At 71.6% G+C, this 17,260-nt stretch carries 20 protein-coding genes and 1 pseudogene; 16 read left to right on the top strand and 5 right to left on the bottom strand.

The features are described from left to right. Positions 1-11: 11 nt before the first annotated feature. On the bottom strand, positions 12-551 hold the full coding sequence (locus PLP61_RS02570) for a DUF1254 domain-containing protein (protein ID WP_324500070.1): 540 nt from the start codon (positions 549-551) through the stop codon (positions 12-14). Next, a complete protein-coding gene (locus PLP61_RS02565) occupies positions 548-1,150 on the bottom strand; it encodes a DUF1214 domain-containing protein (protein ID WP_324500068.1) in 603 nt (200 codons plus the stop codon). The genes PLP61_RS02570 and PLP61_RS02565 overlap by 4 nt, the downstream gene beginning before the upstream one ends. Before the next feature lie 231 nt (positions 1,151-1,381). Between PLP61_RS02565 and PLP61_RS02560 the strand changes: the two genes are divergently transcribed. Both PLP61_RS02560 and PLP61_RS02555 read left to right on the top strand, forming a co-directional pair. After that, positions 1,382-2,269: a glycerophosphodiester phosphodiesterase gene (locus tag PLP61_RS02560; protein ID WP_324500066.1), complete on the top strand. Its 888-nt coding sequence runs from the start codon at positions 1,382-1,384 to the stop codon at positions 2,267-2,269. After that, positions 2,266-3,123 carry a type 1 glutamine amidotransferase gene (locus tag PLP61_RS02555; RefSeq protein WP_324500064.1) on the top strand — a complete coding sequence of 286 codons (858 nt, stop codon included), beginning with the start codon at positions 2,266-2,268 and terminating at the stop codon, positions 3,121-3,123. Before PLP61_RS02560 ends, PLP61_RS02555 begins: the two co-directional genes overlap by 4 nt. A gap of 112 nt (positions 3,124-3,235) precedes the next feature. On the opposite strand, the gene PLP61_RS02550 is transcribed toward PLP61_RS02555, so the two are convergent. Then, positions 3,236-5,329, bottom strand: a complete 2,094-nt coding sequence (locus PLP61_RS02550; RefSeq protein ID WP_324500062.1) for a GMC oxidoreductase — start codon at positions 5,327-5,329, stop codon at positions 3,236-3,238. Between the two features lie 58 nt (positions 5,330-5,387). Beyond that, positions 5,388-6,842: a choice-of-anchor Q domain-containing protein gene (locus PLP61_RS02545; RefSeq protein ID WP_324500060.1), complete on the bottom strand. Its 1,455-nt coding sequence runs from the start codon at positions 6,840-6,842 to the stop codon at positions 5,388-5,390. 233 nt (positions 6,843-7,075) lie between these two features. Here PLP61_RS02545 and PLP61_RS02540 point away from each other — a divergent pair, with 233 nt between their 5' ends. The 14 genes and pseudogenes from PLP61_RS02540 (at position 7,076) to PLP61_RS02480 (ending at position 16,945) form a co-directional block, all read left to right on the top strand. Continuing rightward, positions 7,076-8,635 carry a YjjI family glycine radical enzyme gene (locus PLP61_RS02540; RefSeq protein ID WP_324500058.1) on the top strand — a complete coding sequence of 520 codons (1,560 nt, stop codon included), beginning with the start codon at positions 7,076-7,078 and terminating at the stop codon, positions 8,633-8,635. Between the two features lie 13 nt (positions 8,636-8,648). After that, positions 8,649-9,410, top strand: coding sequence for a radical SAM protein (locus PLP61_RS02535; RefSeq protein ID WP_324500056.1), 762 nt, complete (start codon positions 8,649-8,651; stop codon positions 9,408-9,410). A gap of 21 nt (positions 9,411-9,431) precedes the next feature. Beyond that, positions 9,432-9,944 (top strand): glycine cleavage system transcriptional repressor, encoded by a 513-nt coding sequence (locus PLP61_RS02530; RefSeq protein ID WP_324500054.1) that lies wholly within the window; start codon positions 9,432-9,434, stop codon positions 9,942-9,944. A gap of 242 nt (positions 9,945-10,186) precedes the next feature. After that, on the top strand, positions 10,187-10,750 hold the full coding sequence (locus PLP61_RS02525) for a superoxide dismutase family protein (RefSeq protein ID WP_324500052.1): 564 nt from the start codon (positions 10,187-10,189) through the stop codon (positions 10,748-10,750). A gap of 26 nt (positions 10,751-10,776) precedes the next feature. Further along, complete coding sequence (locus PLP61_RS02520) at positions 10,777-11,310, top strand: RNA polymerase sigma factor (protein ID WP_324500050.1); 534 nt, start codon at positions 10,777-10,779, stop codon at positions 11,308-11,310. Then, positions 11,307-12,137: a zf-HC2 domain-containing protein gene (locus PLP61_RS02515; RefSeq protein WP_324500048.1), complete on the top strand. Its 831-nt coding sequence runs from the start codon at positions 11,307-11,309 to the stop codon at positions 12,135-12,137. Before PLP61_RS02520 ends, PLP61_RS02515 begins: the two co-directional genes overlap by 4 nt. Continuing rightward, on the top strand, positions 12,134-13,003 hold the full coding sequence (locus PLP61_RS02510; RefSeq protein ID WP_324500046.1) for an ABC transporter ATP-binding protein: 870 nt from the start codon (positions 12,134-12,136) through the stop codon (positions 13,001-13,003). The genes PLP61_RS02515 and PLP61_RS02510 overlap by 4 nt, the downstream gene beginning before the upstream one ends. After that, complete coding sequence (locus tag PLP61_RS02505) at positions 13,000-13,818, top strand: hypothetical protein (RefSeq protein ID WP_324500044.1); 819 nt, start codon at positions 13,000-13,002, stop codon at positions 13,816-13,818. Before PLP61_RS02510 ends, PLP61_RS02505 begins: the two co-directional genes overlap by 4 nt. Beyond that, positions 13,815-14,480: a hypothetical protein gene (locus PLP61_RS02500; RefSeq protein ID WP_324500043.1), complete on the top strand. Its 666-nt coding sequence runs from the start codon at positions 13,815-13,817 to the stop codon at positions 14,478-14,480. The genes PLP61_RS02505 and PLP61_RS02500 overlap by 4 nt, the downstream gene beginning before the upstream one ends. A 407-nt stretch (positions 14,481-14,887) precedes the next feature. Then, positions 14,888-15,052: pseudogene (locus tag PLP61_RS17115) on the top strand (hypothetical protein); the annotation flags it as partial. 12 nt (positions 15,053-15,064) lie between these two features. Next, the gene (locus PLP61_RS02495; RefSeq protein ID WP_324500041.1) at positions 15,065-16,060 is read left to right on the top strand and encodes a tyrosine-type recombinase/integrase; all 996 of its coding nucleotides are present in this window, start codon (positions 15,065-15,067) and stop codon (positions 16,058-16,060) included. Next, positions 16,057-16,488 carry a hypothetical protein gene (locus PLP61_RS02490; RefSeq protein ID WP_324500039.1) on the top strand — a complete coding sequence of 144 codons (432 nt, stop codon included), beginning with the start codon at positions 16,057-16,059 and terminating at the stop codon, positions 16,486-16,488. Before PLP61_RS02495 ends, PLP61_RS02490 begins: the two co-directional genes overlap by 4 nt. Beyond that, positions 16,485-16,778: a hypothetical protein gene (locus tag PLP61_RS02485; protein WP_324500038.1), complete on the top strand. Its 294-nt coding sequence runs from the start codon at positions 16,485-16,487 to the stop codon at positions 16,776-16,778. Before PLP61_RS02490 ends, PLP61_RS02485 begins: the two co-directional genes overlap by 4 nt. A gap of 11 nt (positions 16,779-16,789) precedes the next feature. Then, a complete protein-coding gene (locus PLP61_RS02480; protein WP_324500036.1) occupies positions 16,790-16,945 on the top strand; it encodes a hypothetical protein in 156 nt (51 codons plus the stop codon). Here the strand turns inward: PLP61_RS02480 and PLP61_RS02475 are convergent. Next, positions 16,936-17,094 carry a hypothetical protein gene (locus PLP61_RS02475; protein ID WP_324500034.1) on the bottom strand — a complete coding sequence of 53 codons (159 nt, stop codon included), beginning with the start codon at positions 17,092-17,094 and terminating at the stop codon, positions 16,936-16,938. The two genes, PLP61_RS02480 and PLP61_RS02475, sit on opposite strands and share 10 nt — an antisense overlap. Between the last annotated feature and the right edge of the window lie 166 nt (positions 17,095-17,260).

Genomic DNA, 17,260 nt, shown 5'->3' with positions numbered 1-17,260 from the left:
CCGGCACGGGGTCACGGCGACCGGGCGTCGCACACGGCCGAGCGACGCAGTGCGTCCGCCCGCGCGAACGCCGAGCGGGTCGGCGCCAGATAGCGCAGCAGAGCGATCCCGGTCGCGCTCGGCGCGATGACGACCCGCACGCCGTCGGTGCTGGACAGGTCGACGGCCTGGTCCTGGGTGGCCAGCAGTACGTCGACCCGGCCGCCCCCGGTGTCGAGGCCGTTGGCGACGAAGATGTTGGTGGTCCGGCTGTCGTAGAGGCTCAGGGAGAAGTAGTCGTCCCAGGCCGGCGCGGTGATCCGGACCGGGCCCTCGGAGAGGTCCCAGACGCAGGCGGAGTAGGCCAGGTCGGGGGAGGACCGCACGACCTCCTGGGTCTGCGGCGTCACCCGCTCGGCATGCAGCCAGACGTTGGTCCCGCCGGCCCTGTTCTCGATCCGCCGCTCGGCCACCGACATGACGACGCGGGGTGCCGCCGCGATCACCGCCAGGTGGACGACCAGCGCGACCGCCAGGACGGTCACCACCCGTGGCCACCAGCGTCGGATCACCGGTTGTCCCCGCAGGCGAGACGGGTGATCCGCGGCACCGGGACCGTCGTCGGGTCGGTCAGCACCGAGCCCTCCGGGACGTAGAGGCGCAGCACCAGGTTCGGCTGGTCGGCGCCGTCGGTCGAGATCCAGTCGGCCTGGCCGTCCGGGCTCGGGCCGAGATAGGCGCTCCACGAGCCGTCGGGGGCGAGGTCCACGCTCGTCTGGTCGACCGAGAGGTGCTCGTCGTCGTTGTCCGGCAGGTACGCCCCGTCGTAGAGGGTCAGCGACCACCAGGTGGCCGGCAGGTCGCCACCGTCCACACGGTAGGAGCAGTCTCCGCGCAGCCGGTCCCCGGCGTCGTCGTCGGTGGCCACGAAGTACACGGCCTCCTCCTTCGCCAGCGCCAGCAGGACCTGGACGGCGGTGACGGCGCGCTGGTAGGGCCCAGCGTCCGCACCCCCGCGGTCGAGGTCGGTCGACCAGGCACCGACGCGCTCCTCGGACACCCGCACGGCACCCGAGAGGACGAGCCAGGCCGACCCGATCCCCAGCAGCACGCCCAGCGCGACGACGGCCGCCCAGACGAGTGCTTGCCGACCTCGCCGCCGTCGTGACACGCGTGGAGCCTAGCCTCAGGGCGACGTGGCCGGGCGGGTGCGGCGCAGGGGGCGATCATGGGGGCCCCCGGCCCCTGGGGGTGGAGGACCGAAGGCCACCCGTTCGGGGGACACCCGAAACAGGTGCCGCCCACGCTAGGAGCCTCCCGGTGGCGGCGTCTAGTCCCGCCGCGCAGCCTTTACCTCACCACCGCCCGGTGACACGGAGCCGACCGACCGTATAGTGATGACGTGCGTTCGGGCCCTCCGGGCGAGAGTCGCCCGCCGCGTGTGCAGCCGGTCGCGGCCGCCGGGCGGATCCGGGCCGACGAGGCAGCGGGAACGGTCGCCATCATCGCGCACGGCGGCGCGAGCAGCCTGGCGCCGGAGAACACCTTGGCTGCGGCTCGCAAGGCGCATGCGCTCGGCGCCGACGTGTGGGAGACCGACACCGCCATCACCGCCGACGGCCAGGTCGTGCTCATGCACGACGACGCGATGATGCGCACGACCGACGTGGCCGACAGGTTCCCCGACCGCGTCCCCGCGCCGTTCTCGACGTACACCCTGGCCGAGATCCGTGCCCTGGACGCGGGCTCGTGGTTCGAGCGCGCTGACCCGTTCGGGCAGGTCGCTGCTGGGGCGGTCACGGCGGGGGAGCTGGCCTCCTACCGCGGGGAGAAGGTCCCCATGCTTCGGGAGGCTCTCGAGCTCACGCTGGAGCTGGACTGGCGGATGAACCTCGAGCTCAAGGCCCAGCCCAAGCCCCACGACACCTTCGACGTGGTGAGCGCGGTCCTCCGCCTGGTCGACGAGGTGGGGATCGGGCCGGACCACCTGCTGTTCTCCTCCGCGCGGCACGAGTGGCTGAAGGCGCTCACGGCTCGCCGGCCCGAGTTCGAGGTCCAGGCCATCCTGGGGCTCTTCCCCGAGGATCCCATCGACTTCTCCGACCCGTTCTTCGGCACGTTCAACCCCCGGATCACGCGGGTCTCGCTCGACGAGCTGCGCGAGGTCCTGGCCCGCGGGATCAGGGTCAACCCCTACACGCCCAACGAGCCCGAGGAGATCGCGGAGCTGATGGCGATCGGCGTCACCGGCATCATCACCGACTTCCCCCAGCGCGGAGCCCGAGCATGACCTCGCCCACCACCACCGCAGCGCACCGGATCCTGATCATCAACTGCTACCCGCGGGCCAGCCGGGAGAACTTCGACCGCTCGGACGTCGGCCACCCGCACGACCTGTTCCGGGCCTTCCTGGCGAAGGAGGCGCCCCAGGCGACCACCGAGCTCGTCTACATCGCCGACCCCGACTTCGCGCTGCCGGCCGGTACCACGATCGACGACTTCGACGCGTTCATCTGGACCGGCTCGGACCTCACCGTCTACCTGACCGACGACCCCCGGGTCGCCCCGCAGATCGACTTCGCCCGGACGCTGCTCGACGCAGGCAAGCTCTGCTGGGGCAGCTGCTGGGGGATCCAGCTCGCGTCGCTGGTGACGGGCGGCGAGGTGGCAGCGAACCCCCGGGGCCGCGGGTGGGGGATCGACCGGGGCATCAGCCTGACCGAGGCTGCCGCGACCGCGGCGATGCACCAGGGCAAGCCGGCCTCGTTCGACGCCTTCACCATGCATCTCGACGAGGTCACCCGGCTCCCGGACGGCACGTCCCTGCTGGCCACCAACACGCACAGCCCTGTCCAGGCCGCGATCATCGGCACGTTCTGGGCCACCCAGTACCACCCCGAGTACACCCTGCACGAGATGGGCCGCCTGATCGCTGCGCGGGCCCCGGCGCTCGTGCGGGAGGGCTTCTTCCCCGACGAGGCCGCGGTCGCTCACTACGCCGCCAGGATGAAGGAGCTCGCAGCCGACCCCGACTCCTCGGAGCTGCGTGCGGAGCTGGGCGTGGGTGATGACGTCATCGACCCGCAGATCCGTGAGGTGGAGCTGCGGAACTGGCTGCGGTTCCTCGACTCGCAGGCGGGGTAGCGCCGGGGGAGCAGGGACCGCTGGGCGGCCTGGCCACGCCACTGCGTGTGGTGGTTGAACGAACGTTCGACCATGGTGCGGTCGGCGTCCCGGCCGACGGACGCCCTGGAAGTCAGATCGGGTCGGCCCCACGGGGTGTCAGCAGGAAGGGGGTCCCCAGTCGCCGCAGCCCCGGGACCTCGAGGAAGGTCATCGCCACGACTCCGGGCCCCTGAGGTGCGGCGCGCAGCTCGTCGCGCACCCAGCGCCACGGCCAGGGGGCGTCGGCGGCGTAGGAGACGATGAGCACCGGCCGGCCGTCGGCCAGTGACGGCCCCTGCGTCAGGCTCATCGGCAGGGTCTCCACCAGGGCCCCGTCACGGCGTATGAGGTTCACTCCCTCGATCGTGCCGGCGGGGGTCCGGCGGAATCGCTTGCCGTACCAGCGGGGCAGGCCAACCAGAGCGAGCCCGGGCGGCGCGACGCGGGTGAGCGGGGTGACGAAGGAGGCTTCGAGGTCGCCGACGGTCTCCTGCAGCACCGCATCGGGCTCCAGCGGCCCCAGGTCGGGCCACTGCCGCCTCAGCGACAGCACGGTGCCGCCCACGGGGACTCCGAGCTCGGCCTCGTCGGGGAACGGAGCGCCGGGTTCGGGCGCGGGGAAGGTGCCCGCGAACCTCTCGGCGAGGGCGGAGATCGTGAGCGAGGGGTTGACCCCGAGGTTGGCGGGGATGACGCTGGCGTCGGCGACGTACAGGCCGGGGTGGCCGAACACCTCGTGGCCGGCGTCCACCACACCCTCGGTGGCGTCCCGGCCCATCACCGCGCCGCCGAGGACGTGCGCCGTGACCGACAGTCCGCCGACCGATTCACCGAGCAGGTTGAGCGGACGTCCACCGGACGCGTCGGCGTAGGCGCGCGTGACCGCGTTGGCGACCGGGAGGTTGCTCGGCGGGCGCACCCCACCGGTGACCCGCGAGCGCAGCACGCGGCGCCAGGGCTGCCACGGTGAGCGCCGCAGGTCGAGGGCGAGCTCGCTGTCGTGGCGCTGCATCGTGGTGAGCACGGTCAGCCGCGTGAGGAAGTCGTGAGCGCCCATCAGGCGGACCTGCGCCAGCGGCTGCCGCGCCACCGAGCCCAGCACTCGCCGGGCTCGGCGGCGCGGCTGGTCGTCGTCGACCATCGGACCGAGCTGCGCACGCATGTGCCAGCCGCCGATGTAGCGGTTCTGGGTCACGTGGGTGCGCGGGTCGGGGTGGAAGTGGCTGGAGATCGTCGGCCCGTCCGAGAGGTCCTGCCCGGGTGGCTGCAGCACCGCGGTGAGCGCCTCGGAGTTGGTGCGGACATGCTGGCCGAGCTGGTCCGACACCCGCGGCAGCGTGCCCAGCTCGTCACGGCAGCGATGGAGGAGCTCGACCGTGCCGAGCACACCGGCAGCGAGCACCACCCGCCGTGCCGTCAGCGTCGTACGACGCCCTCGACGCCAGGGGTGCTGCGTCTCCACGAGGTAGCCCTTGCCCCACGGGCGCAAGGACGCGACCTCCGACTCGGCGCGGATCTCGGCCCCCTGCTTCTCCGCGAGGTACAGGTAGTTGCGGGTGAGGTCGTTCTTGGCGCCGTAGGGGCATCCGAGCAGGCACTCACCGCACAGCCGGCACCCCGTGCGTTCTGGCCCCTCACCGTCGAAGAACGGGTCGGGCTCGGTGACGCCCGGTTGACCGAAGTGGATGCCCGTCGGAACCGGCCCGAAGGTCTCACCGGCCCCGACCGCCTGAGCCGCGGCGTACAGGTAGTCGTCCATCCGGCTCAGATGTGCGCACGGCACCCGGCCGAGCATGCGGGCCGCCCGCGCCAGGTGGGGCGCGAGCTCCTCCCTATCGATGCCGAGCCCGCTGAGGGACGGGGCCTCGTAGAAGTCGTCGCCAGGCTCCAGCAGCACGCCGGCCCACACGACCGAGCCGCCGCCGACGCCGGTCCCGCCGATGATCGCCATGTGACGGAAGATCCGCTGCCAGAAGAAGCCGCGCATCCCAGCGCCCGGCTGCCACAGGTACGCCCTCGGGTCCCGCCGAGCGCGCAGCAGGTCCTCGTCGGTGAGCCGGCGCCCCTTCTCCAGGACGATCACCCGGTGTCCGGCCTCGGTCAGGCGAAGCGCCGTGACGGCACCGCCGAACCCGCTGCCGACGACGACGACGTCGGCGTCCCATCCTCCCGCGCGGCGCTGCATGAACTCACCGTAGTGGCGCCCTGCCCGGCTGTGCCGGCTGGCCTCGGCGTCCCGAGGATCAGCGGACGACCGTGACGATGCCCCGCACCAGGTCGGCGCGGGAGCGGTCACTCGGCCAGGTGGCGGTTACCGTGCCCGGCATCCGAGACCCGAACGCCGCGCTGCGACGGACCGTGATCCGCATCTCGATCGTCTTGGCAGCGCCCGCCCGCAGGGTGACCGGCCAGCCGGCCTTGGACCGCATCGGCGTGGTGATCTCGACGTCGCCCTTGAAGTAGCGCACCCTCGAGCCGGCGGCCGGGGCGCTGCCCCGCAGTGCGAACCGCGTCCTGACGGCGCCATCGTTGACCACCCGCACGTAGAAGGTGCGTGTCTGCGTGCGCCGGGCGGACAGCCGCTTCGTCTGGCCCGCACCGGTCGTGTTGTAGACGTCGTCGCCGACGTACCCGGACCCTGCGAGTCTGCTGACCAGGAGGTCCGGCTGCGGGCCCGCCTCGAAGGCCCCGATGTCCGGCGCCCGGTCCCTGGCCACGCCCCGCTGGTCGGTCTGCGGAGCGTACGTCGCCGACGCGGCGTCGATGGCCGGACTGCCCGGCAGCAGCGTCATCGTCTGGGTCGGGCCGCCGTTGTCCGCCAGGGGTCCGAGCCCGGGCTCGGTAACCCCGACCTGGTTGCCGTTCACCCCGTCCACCAGCGCCCCGTCGACGTTCCCGCCGCTGTCCTGCGCGCCGACGAGGTTGTTGAACGAGCTCGCGACGTCCACCGGCCCGTAGAGGTCGTTGCCGTACGCCGCGGTGTTGCCTGCCACGAGCGCGTTCCTCAGCACGACGGTGGGGGTGCCGGAGATGCCGATGCCTCCGCCGATGCTGCCACCGCCGAAGTTGCCGGCGATGGTGGAGTTGGTGACGGTCAGGTCACTCGAGGCGAGGATGCCGCCGCCCCCGACGTCGGCGCTGTTGCCGGCGATGGTGCTGTTGGTGACCGTCATGGTGCCCCAGCTGGTGATCGCGCCTCCTCCTCCGCCCTCGACCGTGTTGCCGGTGAGGGTGCTGCCGGTCACCGTCAGGGCGCCGTAGTTGGCGATGGCGCCGCCACCGTTGACGACGCTGTTGCCGGAGAGGGTGCTGCCGGTCACCGTCAGGGTGCCCTCGTTGAGAATGGCGCCGCCGTAGCCACCCCCGCCACCGGTGATGGTCAGCCCCGAGATCGTCGCGGTCACTCCACTGGTGACGTCGAACACCCGGAACCCCGGCGGTGCGGCCTGGATGGTCAGCATGTCCGCACCCGGCCCGAGGATGGCCACGTCGTTGCTCAGCAACAGCCCGCTGGCCAGAAGGATCGTGCCCGGCAGCCCCTCCTGGAAGACGATGTCGCCGCCCGTCGCGTTGGTCACGGTGACGCATGCACGCAGCGACCCGTCGCCGCTGTCGTCGGAGCTGGTGACCGTGCACACGGGGTTCGCAGCCTGCGCGGGGCCCGACGCGACCAGCGGGAGCAGGGCCAGCGAGGCCACCACCATCCCGCAGCACGACCGCCTACCCCACCGCCTCGATGTCATCGTGCTCCACCTGCCCCTGGGCTGACCCACCCACGGGGTCACGGCCCGCTACCCTCACTCTCCGCCTTGCCTCGGTGCGCCACCAGGGGCGGGTTTCTCTGCCCGCGCGTGAGGTCCATCACGCGGGTGGTGACGGCACCGATTCTTGGCCCCCGCGACCGGCGGAGGAGTGGCGTACCTTGGGAGGCATGGAGGCGACGACGTTCACGAAGCAGGGTCTCGGGATCGTGGAGAGCACGGCCCTGGGATACGACCAGAAGATCCGTGCCCTGGCCGGGCTGGCAGTGTCTGCGCTGCCCTACCCTGCCTTGTCACCTGCGTGCGCCGCCGCCCTGGAGGACCGGGTCATCTGCGACATGTTCGAGGGCAACCGACCGGTGTCCCCCCGGTACGTCCTGCCCGACTACCGGAAGGCCCTGCACAACGGGTTGACGTACCTCGAGCTGGACCCGCCCCAGGACCTCGACGAGGCCCTCATGTTCCTGACCGTCCTCTACGGGCACGTCCCCTCCGTCACGACGTACCCCGTCTACGTGGGCCACCTCGACTCCCTGCTGGAGCCGTACGTCCCCGAGGACATGAGTGACGACGAGCTCGACGCCAGGCTGCGCCGCTTCTGGATCATGATGGACCGGCTGTGCCCGGACGGCTTCACGCACGCCAACGTAGGCCCCCGCGACGGTCGCGTGATCCGGTCGATCTGGCGCGTGGAGCGCGCCCTGCGCCAGACCGTCCCCAACCTCACCCTGTGCGTCGACCCCGACGTGACGCCCGACGACCTGCTGCTCGACGCCGTCGAGACGACGTTCGTCACGGCCAAGCCGCACTACGTCAACCACCCGATGATGGTCGAGGACCACGGTGGCCCTGACTACGGCGTCGTCAGCTGCTACAACGCCCTCAACGTCGGCGGCGGTTCGCACACCCTGGTCCGGGTCAACCTGCAGAAGGCAGCAGAGCGCCACGAGGGCGACCTGGAGAGCTTCCTGGCCGACGCCCTGCCGCACTGGGTCGAGCTGACCTGCGAGCTCGGTGAGGCCCGCATCAGGTCGTTGGTCGAGGACTCGGGCTTCTTCAAGTCGCACTTCCTGGTGACCGAGGGGCTCGTGAGCCTCGACCGGTTCGGGGCCATGTTCGGCATCTTCGGGCTGGCGGAGTGCGTCAACACGTTCATGGAGCGGGAGGGTCGCGCGGAGGCGCGTTACGGCCTCGACGACGGTGCCAACCTCGCGTCGTACCGCATCACCGAGCGGATCGCGGAGCTGGTGGCCGCTCGTCCCGTCGCCTACTGCGAGGGCTTCCACGGCCGCATGTACATGCACAGCCAGAGCGGGATCGACCTCGACCTGGACGCCACCGCGGGCACCCGCATCCCGGTCGGCGAAGAGCCCGGAGTGCGCGAGCACATCGCCGCGGTCGCACCGCACCACCGGCTGTTCCCCTCCGGCATCAGCGACATCTTCGCGATCGAGGAGACCGTCACCCGCAACCCGCAGGCGATGGTCGACATCATCAAGGGCGCGCTCGGCTACGGCATGCGCGACTTCACCTGGAACCTGGACAACAACGAGTTCATCCGCATCACCGGCTACCTGGTGCGCAAGTCCGACATCGCGAGCTTCGAGGACCACGGCGGCGCCCGCCACTCCTCCGACCTCCTGGCCGGCACTGCGGAGCGCAACCACAGCGTCCTCACCCGACGAGTGAAGGTCGTCGAGGCGAACCCCCTTGTCACCGCCCCGGCCTGACGTGACCCGGAGCGTGCCGCCGCCTCGTCCGGCCACGCCGGTCGGCGACCCGGTCGGCCTGGCGACGCTGGGCGAGGTCGCCGGCACGATCGAGTTCTCCTGCGTCGACGGGCCGGGCAACCGTTTCGTGGTCTTCCTGCAAGGCTGCAACCTCAACTGCCTGTTCTGCCACAACCCCCAGACCATCCCCCGCCGTGGCGGACGGACCACGTCCGTCGACGACCTCCTGGCGAAGATCAGGCTGGCCGCGCCCTTCCTGTCCGGCGTCACCGTGTCGGGCGGCGAGGCGACCCAGCAGCCCGAGTTCCTGCGCCACCTGTTCGTCGCGCTCGCGGAGGACCCGGCCACGCAGCACCTGACCCGGTTCATCGACACCAACGGCGACGCCTACCCGGAGGTCTGGGACTACCTGGAGCCGGTGTTCGAGGCGGCCATGGTCGACCTCAAGGCCATCGACAACGACCTGCACCGACGCCTGACCGGTCACGGCAACGAGCGGATCCTCCGGTCGATCCGGCTGCTGGCGCAGCGGGACCGCCTCTATGAGGTCCGACTGATCCTCGCGGCCGGCACCAACGACTCCGACGAGATCCTCCGATCCACCGGCGAGTGGCTGGCGAGCGTCGACCCGCACATGCGGATCAGGGTGAACACCTACCGTCACCACGGCGTACGCCGCGCTGCTCGCGGCTTGGTCTCTCCGACCGACGAGGACCGCGAGCGCTACGCGGCGCGGCTGTCCGCCATCGCCGATTTCAGGATCCAGGTTGTCTGACCCCGGGAGGAACGTGAAGCCATGGCCACACTGGTTCTGGTGATCGATGCCAGTGACCGTCCCGGCATCGTCACCACCGTGTCGTCGGCCTTCACCGATCTCGGCGGCACGCGGGTCGGGGCCGAGGTCGCTCGCTTCGGCGGGAGGGTGGCGGGACTGGTGCTGGTGGAGGTGCCGGACGCCGCGGAGGCCGCGCTGCGCGAGGCCATGGCCGCACTCTGCGACGGCACGGACCTGCGGGTCGAGGTCCACCGCGCCGGCAGGGCGCCGGACCTGGCCGACCTGGTGCACGTGGAGATCAACGGGCCGGACCAGCCCGGGATCCTCGGGGATGTGGTCAAGCACTTCGAGGACCTGGGCGTCAGCGTCGACTCGCTGCGCAACGTCGCCTACGACCTGCCCGACTCCAGCGGCCCGTTCTTCGGGGCCGACATGGTCCTGGAGGTGCCCGAGGGGGTCACGATCGACGCGATCCGCGAGAGCATCACGCAGGTGGGCGAGCACATCACGCTCGACGTGATCTCCGAGGAGTAGCCCTCATCGGCTGACTTCAGACCGCGGCAACGGCTGCGGATGAGACCCAGTCGGATCATCGTCGGGGAGGTCCGCGCCGAGGAGTGCATGGACCTCTCCTCCCGCCCCGACCCTAGGGCCCGCCACCCCCAGACGGAGGCGGTTCGGAAGGAAAACCTCGCCGCGGGGTGAACCGGCCGGTCGCTGCTGCGCGACAGAGGGGTGAGACACGAACTCATCCCTTCGAGAACAGGAGCACCACCGTGCGCCCCTCCCAGCTCACCCGGCACCTCCCGGTCGCGGCGGTCGCCGCCGGCCTCGTCCTGTTCGCGGCCTCGCCGTCCATCGCCGGCGCCGACCGCGTCCGTGCCGAGGGCGACCTGGTCCGCTACGGCAGCGCGAGCCACGTGCCCGACGGGGCGACCGCCCGCGTCCAGGCGGTCTACAACGCCGCCGGCGACACGATCGTGACCCTGCACGTCCGGGGCCTGGCGCCGAACCACGAGTACGGCGCCCACGCCCACAAGTCCGCCTGCGGTGCCACCGACGCCAACGCGGCGGGCGGTCACTTCCAGAACGTCCCGTTCCCCGAGGGCTCGTCGGCGAGCGACCCGGCGTTCGCCAACCCGGTGAACGAGATCTGGCTGGACTTCACCACCGACGCGGAGGGCAACGCCGTGGCGCAGACCAAGGTCCCGTGGCAGTTCTCGCCCACGCGGCGTGCCGGATCGGTGATGATCCACTCGGAGCACACGCACACCGGTGGACTCGACGGAGCAGCGGGCACGGCCGGCGCGAAGCTGGCCTGCCTGACGGTCGGCTTCTGATGCTCTCGACGGCGGAGGAGCGGCACGTGGACGAGCAGGTCACCGACGGTGCGCTGCTGTCCGCTGTCGCTCAGGGGAGCTCGGCGGCGCTGGAGGTGCTCTACCGGCGCCACGCCTCCTGGCTCATCGTCCGGCTCGGGCGCCGCTGCGCCGATCCGGCTGTCGTCGACGAGGTGCTCCAGGACACCTTCGTCGCAGTGTGGAAGGGCGCCGGCAAGTTCCGCGGCGGTGACGACGCGGGGGCGTGGCTGTGGGGGATCGCGATCCGCCGGCTCGTGGACGCGTTCCGGCGGCAGCCGCCGGCGGCGTACCCCCTGGAGAGCGCGGAGGTCCTCGGCACCCGCGAGTCCGCCGAGGACCTCGTCCTGCTCGGCGTGGAGCACGGCGACCTCGCCGGTGCCCTGCACCGGCTCAGTCCGGAGCTGCGCGCCGCGGTCCAGGCCACCGTGCTCGACGGGCTCACCACCCGGGAGGCATCCCGCCTCCTCGGCGTCCCCGCCGGGACGATCAAGACTCGGATGATGCGCGCCCGGCGCGTGTTGCGGAAGGAGCTCGCATGACCGCCTCGCAGTGGCACCTCGACCCCGACCTGGTCAGGCGGTACGCCGACGGCGGCCTGGGCAGCGTCCTCGCCGCCTCCGTCGAGCAGCACCTCGTCTCCTGCCCGGACTGCCGGACGTTGCTCGACCCGCACGTCGGGGCAGCACGGCTCGACACCGTGTGGGCCGACGTCCTGGAGCGCGTGGAGCAGCCGCCGCGCACCGTCCTCGAGCGGATGCTGGGCGCGATCGGGGTCGACGACCCCACCGCCCGCCTGGTCGCGGCCACCCCGTCGCTGCGCGGCGCGTGGATCGCCGGCGTGACCCTGGTCCTCGGGCTCGCCCTGGTGGCCGCGTACGCCGATCCGCAGGGCGTAGGGCTCTACCTGGTGCTGGCGCCGCTGCTGCCCCTCGCCGGGGTCGCCCTCGCCTACGGCCCGGCGGCCGACCCGGCGTTCGAGATCGCCGCCGCCACGCCGTACTCCCAGGTCCGGCTGCTCGCCCTCCGCACCGCCTTCGTGGTGACCACCACGATGCTGCCCGCCACCGTCGCGGGCCTGCTGCTGCCCGGGTCGCCCTGGATCGCCGTCGCCTGGCTGGTGCCCGGTCTGGCCTTGACGGTCGGTACCGTCGCGCTGAGCACCCGGCTGGCGCCCCACCTGGCGGCGGTCGCCCTGGCCGTCGCGTGGCTCGGTGTCTCGCTGCGGGCGCTGGCGCCGCGCCGGGACCCGCTCCTCGCGGTCTCGTCCCCGGTGCTGCTGGCCTCCGCCCTCGTCCTGGCCACAGCCGTGGCCGTCCTCGTCGTCCGCCGGCGTGACCTCGCCGAGCTCCTCAGGAGAACGTCATGAACACCACCATCCACGCCACCGGCCTGGTCAAGGCCTACGGCCGTCAGCGCGCCCTCGACGGGCTCGACCTGCACGCCCGCACCGGCGTGACCGGTCTGCTCGGGCCCAACGGCGCCGGCAAGACCACGCTGCTGCGGGTGCTCGCCACCGTGCTGCCGGCCGATGCCGGCGGGTTGCGGATGCTCGACCAGGACCCGCGTGACCCGGCCGGCCGGCGGCACATCCGCCGCCGGCTCGGCTACCTGCCCCAGGACGCAGGCTTCCACCGCGGCTTCACCGCGTTCGAGGCGGTCGACTACATCGCGGTGCTCAAGGAGCACACGGCGGCCCGGGCCCGCCACGACGAGGTGCGGCGGGTGCTGGACCTCGTCGGTCTCGCCGATGTCGCCACCAAGAAGGTGCGCGCGCTGTCCGGTGGGATGCGGCAGCGGCTCGGGCTCGCCCAGGCGCTGCTCGGCCGGCCCGAGGTGCTGGTCCTCGACGAGCCCACAGTCGGTCTCGACCCGGAGCAGCGGATGCGCTTTCGCGACCTGGTCTCCGACGCCGGCCGCGGCCGGACCGTGATCCTCTCGACCCATCAGACCGAGGACGTCGCGGCTGTGTGCACCGACGTCGTCGTCGTCAAGGGCGGCCGCAGCCTGTTCACCGGCACGCCCGCGGAGCTGGCCGAGGTGGCCACCGGGCGGGTCTGGGTCGACGACGCCCGCGACCCGCGGGCGGTCGCGGCGTGGCGGGTGGGCGCCGGGCACTACCACCACGTCGGCGACCCGCCGGCCGGCGCCGAGCTGATCGCGCCGTCCATCGAGGACGCCTACCTGCTGCTGCTCGGTCCGCAGGCCGGCGAGGGGATGGGTGAGGTCGCATGAGCACCGCTGCGGCCGCGCCCCGCCTGGTCACCGCGCCGCCGGTCCGCTCTCTGGTCCCGGTGCTGGCTCGCCAGGAGGCCCGCAGGCTGATGCTGCACCCGATCACGCTGATCGGGTTCGCGCTCTACCTCATCATCCTCCTCGAATCCGGGGTGCTCTCCGAGGACGGGCCCCGGGCCGCCTTCGAGACGACCACGACCTTGCTGACGTTCTTCCCCGGTGTGCTGCTGATCCTGTCGGCCAACCTGGTCGCCACGCGCGACCGTCGCGCCGACGCCGACGAGCTGCTCGCCCCGCTCCCTGGTCGGGCGGAGGAGCGGTTCAAGGCGCTGGCGCTGGCGGCGCTGGCCCCGGCCGGCGCGGCGCTCGTCCCCGCGTTGGCCCTGCACGCCTCCTACCTTGCCGACGACCGCTACGTCGTGGCGCCGACCGTCTGGCACCTGCTGGCCGGACCCGTCACCCTCGTCGGCGCCTGCCTCTTCGGCATCCTGCTCGGACTGTGGGTGCCGGCGCGGGGCGCCGCCGTCGTCGGTCTCGTGGCGATGGTGGTGGCGAACGCCTGGCTGGACAACCAGTCGTCCGGCCAGCTGCTGGGGCTGGCGACCACCTGGGCGGCCTGGGGCCCGACGGCCGACCAGTGGGCCGGGCTGGTGCCGGGGTCGGCGGCCTGGCACCTCGGTTACCTGGTGTCCCTGTGCGCGCTGGCGGTCGCGGCGGCGTGGGTCCGGGTCGCCGACCGTCGTACGCCGCCCGTGGTGCTCGGCCTGGTCGCGCTCACTGCGGCCGTCCTCACCGGGACGATGCAGTGGCCGTGATCGAGCTGGTCGCGAGGACCTGCCCCGCCGAGGCGGCCCCGCGCGCGTTGTGGTCCGCGTCCTGGTGGGTGGTGCGCCGGCCGGCGCTGGTGGTGCCCGCCGCCCTGGCCCTCGTCCTGGTGCTGGGCACGGCTCCCGCCCTCGACGACGGCTACGGGCTGCGCGTGCTGAGGGGCGTCGGTGTCCTGTTGGCCTGTGCCTGGGTCACCACCACGGACGACCCGAGCGGGGAGGTGCTCGCCGGGTCGCCCTACCCGCGGGCGGTCCGGAGCGTGACCCGGTTCCTGGCCGGAGGTGCCGCGGTCGGCGCCGCCTGGCTGGTGGCTGCGGCCGTCGTACAGTGGCGGGCGCCCGAGGTGCCGGTGCTCGCACTGGGCGTGGAGTTCCTCGCGCTCGCGGCGGTCGGCCTCGGTCTCGGTGCGACGCTGCGGGCCTGGCGCGACCAGCAGCACCCGGCCTACACGGCGGTGGTCGGCCTGGCGGTGCTGGCGTTCCTGAGCTCGGCGCTGCCCCGGTGGTACGCCCTCCAGCAGTCGCAGACCTGGGGACCTCCCTGGGAGGCCGCGCAGGTCCGGTGGGCCGCCGTGCTGCTGGTCGCGGTCGGCGTGCTCGGTCTCGCGCTGCGCGACCCGCTGGCCCGGGCCCGGGCCCGGCGGACTTAGGAGGATCTCCGGCGTCCCCCGCGACCGTTCCACCCGGCGCGGACCACGTAGGCTGGGACCTCGCAGACCCGCCGCCGGACCCGAGACCGGAGGCGGGTCTGTGTGTTCACCGGAGATCGGGGAGGCCCGAACCCTTCCGATTGGGCACGGAGAGGGCACAAGGCCGGTTCCCAATGCTGGAAACCGGCCTCTGACCTGGGAGACTCTGGTGGGCGATACTGGGTTTGAACTTTTGAGAACCGGGATCGCGGCGGACTCGCTGGCGACACTGGCTCTGACGTAAACTCGCAGGTCAGAGGGCACTTTCGGGATCTTCTGACGCCTGACAAACCAAGTCATCTCCGGACACGTTCTGACGTCTATGTTCCCCGTATATTCCCCGAAAGGCGACACTGGAGGGACAAAAGATGGCTCGGGAAACCAGTAGCGCCCGACGTGGCTTCGGCCGGATCGAGCGTCGCGAGTCGGGCCGCTACCGCGCGGCGTACACGGGACCCGACGGCCGGCTCTACCGTGCGCCCACGACCTTCGACGCCAAGGAGGACGCCGTCGCCTGGCTCGCCAACCGGCGGGCCGAGATCCAGATGGAGGTCTGGGCACCGGACGCGGCCGCGCGCGGCGCCTCGCGGCGCACGGTGCCGACGATGGAGGCGTACGGCGACCAGTGGCTCGAAGGCCGCAAGACCCGCGGCCGCGAGCTTCGACCGACGACCCGCCAGCAGTACCGGATGCTGCTCGACGTCTACATCTATCCGACCTTCGGCGACGAGCGGCTCGACCGGATCACCGCCGAAGACGTCACCAAGTGGTACGACGCGCTCGCCCCCGGGAAGGAGACGGTCCGCGCGCAGGCCTACAGCCTGCTGCGGACGGTCCTCGGCTCGGCGGCATCAGCTCGACCGAAGCCGCTGATTCCCTACAACCCTGCGCACATCCGCGGCGCCGGCAACGTGGTGCGCGCACACAAGGTCCGGCCCGCCTCGCTCCAGGAACTGGAGAAGATCGTCGAGGCCCTGCCCGATCGGTACAAGCTGATGGCGTTGCTCGCCGCCTGGTGCGCGATGAGGTTCGGCGAGCTGGCCGAGCTGCGTCGCGGCGACATCGACCTGCGGACCAACCGGGTCTCGATCACCCGTGGCGTGGTCCGCGTCGGCGGCAAGTTCGTCGTCGGCTCGCCGAAGTCCGACGCCGGGGTTCGTGATGTCGCGATCCCGCCGCACCTGCTGCCTGCAGTGAAGGCGCACCTGAAGAACCACACCGGCAAGGGCAAGGACGCGCTGCTGTTCCCAGCTGCCGCTGATAGCAACGCCCACATGGCGCCGTCGACGCTCTATAAGGTCTACTACCCGGCCCGGAAGGCCGCCGGTCGCGAGGACCTCCGCTGGCACGACCTTCGCCACACCGGCGCGGTCCTCGCCGCCCAAACCGGCGCGACTCTTGCCGAGCTCATGGGCCGTCTCGGTCACTCGACCCCTGGTGCCGCGATGCGCTACCAGCACGCCGCCGCCGACCGCGACGCCGAGATCGCTCGGCGACTCTCCGCGTTGGTGTCGGAGCCGAGTGAAACGGTGGGCCAATGACCGAACCGATCGCCAAGCTTCGTCTCGAGGATGTCCTCCGCGGGACCGAGTCGCCCGACGATCTGGTCTTTCTGCTCCGAGCCGGTGATCAGGACGACAACCTTGATCGACTGCAGCACCAAGCCGCTCGCCTGAGCCGTCGATACACACTCGGAGGTGTCGATTGCTACGGCGTCTCTGCGTTCGCTGCCACCGAGGAGAGCGAAGCCTGGGTGCTGGCCACCAAGATGGACGTCCGGCGCCGCTATTACCGGATCACGTCCGCCGACGTGGCGGGGCTCAGGCTCCTGCCCACGTTCACGGCACCGCACTGGACCGTGCTGTTCTCCGGACCCGACGGCCCCGAGTACAAGGCATTTCTGGACGCTCTCGGCGACTTGCGGGAGAATCCATACTGGAAACGGACGGCCGGAAGGAGGCCACGATGACAACTCAGAAGCTCGACGACATGGCCGACTACCAGGTCGACCTTGAGGTGGACTTCGCCAACGAAGACGAGACCGGCTACATCTGGGTGTTCCTCGACGAAGCCCGCGAACCGGAGCGAATCGTCCCCGGCGCTGTACTCACGCTGCGCGAGGGCGAGGACCTAGCCATGGGGCAGGTGATCGACCTCGTTCCTGCGGCCGACGGGACCGTCGTGCACATCGAACTGCTCCCCGGAGCCATCGAGGAGTACCAGGCCGCGATCGAGCGACTGACCGCTCGGCACGCCTGAGCGAGCAACCCATGGCCAAGACCTTTGCGGAGTACGCCCGGGAGCGGAGGGCTCGCATGGGCTCGGAAGGCCGCGAGGCCGAGCGTGTGTTCAGGGCCTACTACGCGTCACTCACTGACGAGGAGCTCCTGGCCGTCTCGATCGAGGACGACGAAGCTCAAGACTGAGTCCGGTCGCCGGTCGGGCCCGAGGCTGCTTCAGCATTGATCGTTGCGTCCACAGCGGCGATGCGCGCGGCCTCGGAGACGTAAGCGCGGCGGAACTCGGGATCGTCGAGATCCCTTGCGAGGTCGTCCCAGAACGCGTGCCTGCTCACCCGCTTGATTGTGCCGGGCGCGCCGCGGCGCCGCCATTCCATTGCGCTCAGCCGATCGGCGCATCGTCAGCGTCCTCTTGTGTCAACTGCAGATACTTCGCCCGCTCGCTGGGGCGGAGTCGGATGAGTGCGCCAGGTGGGCCGTTGCCCTTCCGATCGGACGCGC

Origin of the sequence: Nocardioides sp. (assembly GCF_035429765.1) — a bacterium.
GTDB lineage: Bacteria > Actinomycetota > Actinomycetes > Propionibacteriales > Nocardioidaceae > Nocardioides.
Note: the sequence above shows the minus strand (reverse complement) of the source record. Positions and strands in the feature narration are given on the sequence as shown.